General features: G+C 65.3%; 8 protein-coding genes. 5 read left to right on the plus strand and 3 right to left on the minus strand.

What is annotated here, in order from left to right:
- Positions 1 to 123 precede the first annotated feature (123 nt).
- Together AC0L2J_RS34290 and AC0L2J_RS34295 are read right to left on the minus strand one after the other, a co-directional pair.
- Positions 124 to 1,020 (minus strand): methylated-DNA--[protein]-cysteine S-methyltransferase, encoded by an 897-nt coding sequence (locus tag AC0L2J_RS34290; protein WP_035973474.1) that lies wholly within the window; start codon positions 1,018 to 1,020, stop codon positions 124 to 126.
- Positions 1,021 to 1,075: 55 nt separating this feature from the next.
- Positions 1,076 to 1,609, minus strand: coding sequence for a DUF2244 domain-containing protein (locus AC0L2J_RS34295; RefSeq protein WP_007604003.1), 534 nt, complete (start codon positions 1,607 to 1,609; stop codon positions 1,076 to 1,078).
- Between the two features lie 22 nt (positions 1,610 to 1,631).
- On the opposite strand from AC0L2J_RS34295, the gene nth reads away from it, so the two are divergent.
- The 3 genes from nth to AC0L2J_RS34310 all read left to right on the plus strand — a co-directional run bounded on the left by nth (position 1,632) and on the right by AC0L2J_RS34310 (position 5,259).
- On the plus strand, positions 1,632 to 2,384 hold the full coding sequence (gene nth, locus AC0L2J_RS34300) for an endonuclease III (RefSeq protein WP_473395920.1): 753 nt from the start codon (positions 1,632 to 1,634) through the stop codon (positions 2,382 to 2,384).
- 123 nt (positions 2,385 to 2,507) lie between these two features.
- The gene (locus tag AC0L2J_RS34305) at positions 2,508 to 3,644 is read left to right on the plus strand and encodes an HlyD family secretion protein (protein ID WP_473395921.1); all 1,137 of its coding nucleotides are present in this window, start codon (positions 2,508 to 2,510) and stop codon (positions 3,642 to 3,644) included.
- Positions 3,631 to 5,259 (plus strand): MFS transporter, encoded by a 1,629-nt coding sequence (locus AC0L2J_RS34310; protein WP_473395922.1) that lies wholly within the window; start codon positions 3,631 to 3,633, stop codon positions 5,257 to 5,259. The genes AC0L2J_RS34305 and AC0L2J_RS34310 overlap by 14 nt, the downstream gene beginning before the upstream one ends.
- Before the next feature lie 171 nt (positions 5,260 to 5,430).
- On the opposite strand, the gene AC0L2J_RS34315 is transcribed toward AC0L2J_RS34310, so the two are convergent.
- The gene (locus tag AC0L2J_RS34315) at positions 5,431 to 6,171 is read right to left on the minus strand and encodes a sulfate transporter family protein (RefSeq protein ID WP_211395058.1); all 741 of its coding nucleotides are present in this window, start codon (positions 6,169 to 6,171) and stop codon (positions 5,431 to 5,433) included.
- Positions 6,172 to 6,363: 192 nt separating this feature from the next.
- On the opposite strand from AC0L2J_RS34315, the gene AC0L2J_RS34320 reads away from it, so the two are divergent.
- Both AC0L2J_RS34320 and AC0L2J_RS34325 read left to right on the plus strand, forming a co-directional pair.
- Positions 6,364 to 7,557, plus strand: a complete 1,194-nt coding sequence (locus AC0L2J_RS34320) for a CaiB/BaiF CoA transferase family protein (protein ID WP_473395923.1) — start codon at positions 6,364 to 6,366, stop codon at positions 7,555 to 7,557.
- Positions 7,554 to 8,501 carry a hydroxymethylglutaryl-CoA lyase gene (locus AC0L2J_RS34325; protein WP_473248895.1) on the plus strand — a complete coding sequence of 316 codons (948 nt, stop codon included), beginning with the start codon at positions 7,554 to 7,556 and terminating at the stop codon, positions 8,499 to 8,501. The genes AC0L2J_RS34320 and AC0L2J_RS34325 overlap by 4 nt, the downstream gene beginning before the upstream one ends.
- Positions 8,502 to 8,724 lie beyond the last annotated feature (223 nt).

Genomic DNA, 8,724 nt, shown 5'->3' on the forward strand with positions numbered 1-8,724 from the left:
ACCCCAGGAGGTGTTTTGGCGCCGACTGCCAACCACCAGTCATCGCATAGCCAACGACGGTGGTTATGGGTCCTGGCTTTCGCCAGGACGACTAAGTGGCGCAGTTTACGCGTAGCAACAATTTTACTGCAGCCCCAGCTGCCCGGCCTCCCAGCCCAGCATCGCCTGCTTGCGGGTGATGCCCCAGTGATAGCCGGTGAGTGTGCCGCTCTTGCCGAGCGCGCGGTGGCAGGGCACGACGAAGGACACCGGGTTCTTGCCGACGGCAGCGCCGACGGCGCGTGATGCTTTCGGGCTGTTGATGTTACAGGCGATGTCCGAATAGGACACCGCGCGGCCCATCGGGATCTTCAGCAGCGTCTCCCACACCCGGACCTCAAAATCGGTGCCGATCATCACCACGCGCAGCGGCTGGTCAGGCCGCCACAGTTTTGTGTCGAAGATGCGCTGCGCCAGCGGTGCGGTACCTTCGTGATCCTCGACGTAAGTTGCGTTCCGCCATCGCCGCGTCATGTCGGCAAGCGCCACCTGTTCCTCACCGGGATCGGCGAAAGCGAGGCCCGACAATCCGCGATCGGTCGCGATCACGATGGCGGTGCCGAACGGCGAGTGATGAAAGCCATAGCGCAAGATGAGCCCTGCGCCGCCGTTCTTCCATTCGCCTGGCGACATCGCCTCGTGGGTGACGAAGAGATCATGCAGCCGGCCCGGACCCGAAAGGCCCGAGTCGAGCGCCGCATCGAGGATGCTCGCTGAGTCCCGCAGCAAGCCCTTGGCGTGATCAAGCGTGAGCGCCTGCATGAAGGCCTTCGGCGTGATCGAGGCCCAGCGGCGGAACAGATGGTGCAGCTCATCCGGGGTGACGCCGGCCGCATCCGCCATCGCCTCGATGGTCGGCTGGGCGCGCCACTTTTCCGAAATGAAGGCGATCGCCCGGCGCACGGAATCATAGTCGCGCATCGCGGCGTTCTGGGAGCCCGGCCCGGCCAGGCGCTGGTCATGTATCGCGAGTGTCATCATGACCACAAATGTAGGAGAGGGCAGGGTGCGAAACCACCCGATTTCCGATCCGCAATCAGGTGACCGGATTGTAGGTCGGACCGCGCCTGGCGGCATTCAATGCCTCAACCAAGCCTTTGTAGAAACTGGATTTTTCGTCCGGTCCCAGAAAGCGGGCGATCTGGATCTGGTGACCTCGCGAGATCAGATAGAGGTGCTCGATGCCAAAATCCTCGTCGATTTCCATGTCGAGCCGGACCCAGAGCGGATTGAAGGTCCATTCGACGATTTGGCCGTGCTGGCTGACGCGCCGCACGCGCAATTCAGATGGCGTGACCACGATCTCCTCGCTGGCCCGCGCCGCGCGGAAATTGGCTTTGAAGGCCCACCAGATCACCAGCACATCGAGGCCGAAGAAGCCGAACACCGGCCACGCGCCCATCATCAGGAAGACGAGGCCGGTGACGAAGCTGACGGCGCTCAGGAACAGCATCACGGCGAGGAAGCCGGTGCGGTTCAGCGAGCGGTGCGGCGTCAGCCGCGCGGAAAAGATCTGAGGCTCGGCCTCGCTTCCAGATCGTTCGCGCTCAATTTCGTTGCCTGTGCTCATCGTCCCTCAGTATATCCCGATCATGGCGAAAATCACCCGCAAGACGGCCCCGCGCAAAACGTCGGTGCCGAAGAAAAAGGCAAAGCCGCTCGCGGCCAAACCGAACGGGCCCGCGAAGAAGTCCCTCAAAGCTATGAAGCCCTGGACGCCGCCCGAGGTCCACGAGGTCTTCAGCCGTTTCCGCAAGGCCAATCCGGAGCCGAAAGGCGAGCTCGAGCACGTCAATCCGTTCACGCTGCTGGTCGCCGTGGTGTTGTCGGCGCAGGCGACCGATGCCGGGGTCAACAAGGCGACGCGCGCGCTGTTCGCGATCGCCGACACACCGCAGAAGTTGCTCGATCTCGGTGAAGAACGCCTGCGCGAGTACATCAAGACCATCGGGCTCTATCGCACCAAGGCGAAAAACGTGATCGCGCTGTCGGCGAAGCTGCTCAGCGAGTTCGGCGGCGAGGTGCCGCGCACGCGCGCCGGGATCGAGTCGCTGCCGGGCGCCGGGCGCAAGACCGCCAATGTCGTGCTCAACATGGCCTTCGGCGAGCACACCATGGCGGTCGACACGCATGTCTTCCGCGTCGGCAACCGGACCGGCCTCGCGCCCGGCAAGACGCCGCTGGAGGTCGAGCTCGGTCTCGAAAAGGTGATCCCGGCCGAGTTCATGCTGCATGCCCATCATTGGCTGATCCTGCATGGCCGCTATACTTGCCTCGCGCGCAAGCCGCGCTGCGAGGTTTGCCTGATCAACGATCTCTGCCGGTGGCCGGAAAAGACGGTCTGATGGCAATGTCCGTCATTCCGGGACGGTCCGTAGGACCGGACCCGGAATCTCGAGATTCCGGGTTCGATGCGGCGCATCGCCCCGGAATGACGAGGATGAGAGAGCGCGCTTTGGAGTGATGTCGTGAGTTCACAAGAGCAAGTTCCGTCATCGCCTCCCACCGCAGCGCCTGCTCCGCAACCCAAGCCCTCGCAACCACCGGCCAGCTCGCTGTGGAGCCGGCTCGCGATTCCGCTGTTCGCGGTGATCGTCGCGCTCGGCTTCGTCGCGGTGGCAACCCAGCGCTTCGACGAATGGGTCGGCAATTCGGTGGTCCAGACCACCAACGACGCCTATGTGCGCGCCGAGCTGACGCGGCTTGCCAGTCGCGTCTCCGGCGAAGTGCTGACCGTCGGGGTTACCGATTTCCAGCGCGTCAAGGCCGGCGATCTCCTGATCCAGATCGACCCTGCCGACTATCAGGCGCAAGTCGCGCAGTCCGAAGCGGCGGTCGCCGCCGCACAAGCCGTGCTCGACAATCTGGCCAATCAGATCGAGCTGCAATATGCGACGATCGCGCAGGCGCAAGCCGCGCGGCTCTCGGCCGAAGCCGTGGAGGTCGAGGCGCGGCAGGAGCAGGAGCGCCAGCAATCGCTGACGCAGACCGAATCCGGCACACGGCAGCGCTTCGAGCAGGCAGTCGCAGGCTATGCCAAGGCGCAGGCCGATGTGCGCGCGAGCCGCGCCGTGATCGCGGCCCAGCAGCACCAACTCGAGGTGCTGCAAGGCACCAGGAAGCAGCGCGCCGCCGATCTCGAAGCGACCAAGGCGACACTGGCGAGTGCGAAGCTCAAGCTCGGCTACACCAAGATATCGGCGCCGTTCGACGGCGTCGTCGGCGAGCGGCAGGTCCAGCCCGGCGACTACGTCAACATCGGCACTAACCTCATCAACGTCGTGCCGTTGCCGAAGGTCTATGTGATCGCGAACTACAAGGAGACCCAGCTGACGCACGTCGCACCGGGCCAGCCGGTCGAGATCACCGTCGACAGTTTCCCGCGCAAGAAGCTGCGCGGCCGGGTCGAGCGCATTGCGCCCGCGACCGGCGCGCAGGTCGCGCTGCTGCCGCCGGACAACGCAACCGGTAACTTCACCAAAGTCGTGCAGCGCATTCCCGTGCGCATCCAGTTCGACGACAACCAGCTGCTGCTGGCGCGGCTGGTGCCGGGGATGTCGGTCGTCACCAGCATCGACACCAAGGCCGGCAATGGCGGAAAATGACGATTCCAGTCGCGGGCCGCTCTCGCGCGGCGGCGTCGCGCAGCAGCCGCTGTTTGCGGTGGCAGCGGTGCTGCTCGGCTCGTTCCTCGCCAATTTCGACAGCCGGCTGACCACGATTGGCCTGCCGGACCTGCGCGGCGCGTTCTCGCTCTCGTTCGACGAGGGCGCCTGGCTCTCCACTGCGGGCATCGGCTCGCAGATCTTCATCGCACCCGCGGTGGCCTGGCTTGCCACCGTATTCGGCCTGCGCCGCGTTCTCGGCATCCCTAGCCTCGTCTATGCCGCGGTCTCGCTGATCATCCCGTTCGTGCACGACTATCCGACATTGCTTGCGCTCAGCGTCGTACATGGCCTCTTGCTCGGCACCTTCGTGCCGGCGACGCTGATGATCGTGTTCCGCAATCTGCCGATCCGCTGGTGGCTTCCGGCGATCTCGATCTATTCGATCCGCGTCGGCTTCGCGCTGGATACCTCGAGCTCGCTGGTCGGCTTCTATGTCGACCATCTCGGCTGGCAATGGCTGTACTGGCAGAGCGTCGTCATCGCGCCCCTGATGGGCCTGATGGTCTATTGGGGCACGCCGAACGAGCCGGTGAATCGCGCTTTGCTCCGCGACGCCGATTGGGGCGGCATGCTGCTGCTCGGCGCCGGCGTCTCGATGATCTATGCCGGGCTCGACCAGGGCAACCGGCTGGACTGGCTGGGGTCGGGGACGGTGATGGCGTTGATCATTGCCGGCGCGGTGCTGGTCGCGGGCTTCCTCGTCAACGAGGCCCTGGTGCGGCAGCCATGGGCACATATCAACGTGCTGTTCTCGCGCAATATCGGACTGGGGCTGGTCCTGATCCTGCTCTACACGCTGACCAGCCTGTCCAATGCGTCGCTGGTGCCGAACTTCCTCGCCACCATCGGCCTGCTCAGGCCGGAGCAGAGTGGCTTGCTGCTGCTCATCTACGGCGCGTTGCCGATGTTCGTTCTGGTGCCGCTCTCGATCTGGCTGCTGCGGCATTTCGATACGCGGACGGTGGTGGTCGTGGGATTTGCCTGCTTCGCCGCCGCCAATCTCTGGGGTACGCAGCTCAGCCATGATTGGGCGCGCGAGGATTTCGCCGGCATCGTGTTGCTCCAGGCGATCGGGCAGTCGCTGACCTTGCTGCCGCTGATCATCACGCTGCTGTCCAATTCCGATCCGAGCCGTGCCACCTCGTTTGCCGCCTATATCCAGATCATGCGGCTCGGTGGTGCCGAGATCGGCGTTGCGTTGATGGGAACGTGGCTGCGCGTCCGCGAGCAGATCCATTCCTTCTATCTCGGCCAGAATCTCGGCGTCGGTGACGTCGACGTGGTCCGCATGCTGAAACAGCTCGCCGACCATTTTGCGGCCCATGGTGCGGGCTCGGCCCAGGCCCGCGCGGTCGGTACGCTCGCGGGCCTGGTTCAGCGCGAGGCCAATGTGCTCGCCTATATCGACGGCTTCTGGCTGTGCTTCTGGGTCGCAATGGCCGCGCTCGGCGTCGTCGCGCTGGTCACCCGGGCGCCGCCGGGCCCGTTCACGCCGGCACCGTTCGGCTTCGCCAGGATGCTGTTGCGCAGATGCGGGGTGAAGGTTGCCTGAATGCGATGATGGTTGTTCTTCCGATCGCGCGACGGGGTTGGTCACCTCTCCCGCTTGCGGGAGAGGTCGGCACGAAGTGCCGGGTGAGGGTTCTCTCCTCTGGGGGATTGTCCCATTGCGGAGACACCCTCTCCCCGACCCTCCCCCGCAAGCGGGAGAGGGAGCGTTCGTTCACCGCATCTGCCGCGCCGGCTCGATCAGCTCGGGCCGCGGGCCTGAGAGCCGCTTGTGCATGTGGACCATGAAGGCCATGGCGAAGATCGGCGTCGCCAGATTGACGATCGGGATCGAGACGAAGGCTGCGATGAACAGGCCCGCGGTGAAGATGGTCGCGGCATTGTCGCGCCGCATCGCCTTGGCTTCCTCCGGCGAGCGAAACCGCATCGCCGCGAGCTCGAAATATTCGCGGCCGAGCAGCCAGGCCGTGGCGAGGAAGAAGACCAGGAAACCGGCGCCGGCGAAAAGCACCAGCGGCAACGCGACCAGATAAACCAGGATCGTCAGCAGCGCGGTCTTGACGCCCTCGTAGATCGCCTGGCTGAACGGCAGCGCGACGCCCGGCCGCTCGGCCGGATAGTGCTCGCGCTCGACAATGTCGGCGACGTCGTCGACGAACAGGCTCGCGACCAGCGAGGTGATCGCCGGCATCAGGAACACAGCCCCGAACACGACGCCGAGTCCCGCGGCGATCGAAATGATCCAGGACAATACCTCGAGCGATGAGTGCCAGCCCGGACCGAGCAGGCCCTCCAGCCAGGCCTCACCATAGGTCGCAAACCAGCTCAGGAGCCGCTGCAAGCCGATCGCCAGCACGATGATCAGCACCAGGGCGACGCCGATCGACCGCCACAGGATCGAGCGCATCGGCGGCGAGATCATTTGCGACAGCGCCTTGACGGCGGCATCCAGCATGGGAGTTCCTCTCACGAAATCACCCGCGAGAGGTAGACACCCCGGGCCACTTCGGCAAGGGAGATCGGCGGCACCGCTCATGGCCGGATTGACCGCTCGCATCAACGAAGCCACGATGAATTCGGCAAGACCGTTGCTTCACCAACCCGCTTGACAACAAGCGGAACCAGCCGGGCAAAGGAACAGGCGCATATGGCGATGGAAGAATCGGTGGCCGGATTGCCGCTTGCAGGCGTGCGCGTCGTCGAGATGACCCACATGGTCATGGGCCCGACCTGCGGCATGATCCTGGCACAACTCGGAGCCGACGTGATCAAGGTCGAGCCGCCCGCGGGCGACAAGACCCGGAGCCTGGGGGGCATGGGCACCGCCTTCTTCCCGTTGTTCAACCGGGGCAAGCGCAGCGTCGTGCTGGATTTCGAGAAGCCTGAGGATCGCGAGATCATGCACCGGCTGCTGGCGACGGCCGACGTGTTCCTGGAGAATTTTCGCGACGGCCAGCTCGAGAAGCAGGGGCTCGGCGCCGATGAATTGCGCCGCCGGCATCCGAATCTGATCATCGCCGGCCACAAGGGTTTCCTCTCAGGTCCCTACGAGCACCGCCCCGCACTCGACGAGGTCGTGCAGATGATGGCGGGCCTTGCCGCCATGACCGGCACCAGCGAAAAGCCCCAGCGTGTCGGCTCGTCCGCCAACGACATCATGGGCGGCATGTTCGGCGTGATCGCAATCCTCGCGGCGCTCTATCAGAAGCGCGGGGGAAAACGCGACGGCGCCTATATCCGCATCGGCCTGTTCGAGAACTGCCTGTTCCTGGTTGCCCAGCACATGGTCGAATACGAGATGACCGGCAACAAGCCGCGCTCGATGCCGGAGCGCGAGCATGCCTGGCCGATCTATGACATCTTCGAGACCGCCGGCGGCGAGCGAATCTTCATCGGCGTCGTCACCGAAGGCCATTGGCAAAGCTTCTGCCGCGAGTTCGGCCTGACTGAATTTCTCGATGATCCCGCCTTGCGCACCACGACCGATCGCATCCTGGCGCGAGGCCGGATCATTCCGCGCGCAGCCGACATCATCAGGCAATGGGACGCGGCAAAACTGTCGCAGAGGCTCGATGCACTCAACATCTGCTTCTCGCCGATCAACCGGCCCGAGGATCTCTTCGCCGATCCGCATGTGCTGCGCCCGGGCGGGCTCGTCAACAATGTCACCGCCGACGGCAAGCCGTTCCGGGTGCCGGCGCTGCCGATCGAATGGAACGGCAGCCATATCGGGGAAGGCCTCAGGGTCGCGCCGCTCGGGGCCGACACCGCGACCGTTCGCGCCGAGATCGACAATGAAAATGAAGACGTCACGTCAAAAACAACAGGGAGGCGCGCATGAGTCGGATCCAGGAGATTTACCCCGCGGAGCGCGTCAGCCTGCGCGAAGTCGGCCTGCGCGACGGGCTCCAGCTCGTGAAGAAAATTCCGTCGACCGACGCCAAGCAACGCTGGGTGCGCGAGGAATATGCCGCTGGCGTGCGGCATTTCGAGGTCGGCTCGTTCCTGCCGGCAAAGACCTTTCCGCAATTCGTCGATGTTCGCGACGTCGTCGCGACCGTCGCTTCATTGCCCGGTGCGCATGGCATCGCGCTTGCGCTCAACGAACGCGGCGTGAACGAGGCGCTGGAATCCGGCGTCGGCGAAATCGCCTCGGTGGTCTCGGCAACGGAAGAGCACAGCCAGGCCAATGCGCACCGCTCGCGCGAATCCGCGATCGCCAATCTGAAACGCCTGTGCGAGCTGCGCGATGCCACCAGCCACAAGCCGCTCGTCAACGCGGCGATCTCGATGGCGCTGGGCTGCTCGATCACCGGGGCGGTTGACCCTGCAGAAGTGCTGCGGCTGGTCGACAAGTGCCTCGAGGCTGGTGTCGATTTCGTCGGCATCGCCGACACCGTCGGCTATGCCGGGCCGAAGCAGGTGGCGGATCTGACGCGCGCCGCGGTGAAGCTCGCAGGATCAAAGCCGATCTGCATCCATCTCCACGACACCCGCGGCATGGGCATCGCGAACGCGGCCTCAGCGCTCGACGAAGGCGCGCGGATCCTCGACGGCTCGCTCGGCGGCCTCGGTGGCTGCCCCTTCGCGCCCGGCGCGACCGGCAATGTCGTGTTCGAGGATCTCGTGTTCCTGTGCGAGAGCAAGGGCTTTGCGACCGGCATCGATTTGGAGAAGCTGATCACGGTGCGCAGGATCCTGCGCGAGGAGATGCCGAACGAAACGCTGTATGGCGGCATCGCGCGGGCCGGGTTGCCGGGCGGGAGCGCAGCGAAGGCGGCGTAGGAGCCGCGGGCGCGCTGCTCTTCCCTTCTCCCCTTGCGGGAGAAGGTGGCGCGAAGCGCCGGATGAGGGGTTTGCCTCCGCGCACTCAGAACGCGAGATTCTTCTGCGCGGAGACATGCCCCTCCCCCGGGGGGGGGGGGGGGGGGGCGGGCGCCCCCCCCCCGGCCGGGGGGGGGGGGGGGGGGGGGGGTGGGGGTGGGGGGGGGGGGGGGGGGGGGCGGGA

This window comes from Bradyrhizobium sp. MV1.5 (genome assembly GCF_055807615.1).

Coding starts and splice junctions, on each gene's coding strand:
- AC0L2J_RS34290 (WP_035973474.1), bottom strand. CDS start 1,020: ATGATGACACTCGCGATACATGACCAGCGCCTGGCCGGGCCGGGCTCC.
- AC0L2J_RS34295 (WP_007604003.1), bottom strand. CDS start 1,609: ATGAGCACAGGCAACGAAATTGAGCGCGAACGATCTGGAAGCGAGGCC.
- nth (WP_473395920.1), top strand. CDS start 1,632: ATGGCGAAAATCACCCGCAAGACGGCCCCGCGCAAAACGTCGGTGCCG.
- AC0L2J_RS34310 (WP_473395922.1), top strand. CDS start 3,631: ATGGCGGAAAATGACGATTCCAGTCGCGGGCCGCTCTCGCGCGGCGGC.
- AC0L2J_RS34315 (WP_211395058.1), bottom strand. CDS start 6,171: ATGCTGGATGCCGCCGTCAAGGCGCTGTCGCAAATGATCTCGCCGCCG.
- AC0L2J_RS34320 (WP_473395923.1), top strand. CDS start 6,364: ATGGCGATGGAAGAATCGGTGGCCGGATTGCCGCTTGCAGGCGTGCGC.
- AC0L2J_RS34325 (WP_473248895.1), top strand. CDS start 7,554: ATGAGTCGGATCCAGGAGATTTACCCCGCGGAGCGCGTCAGCCTGCGC.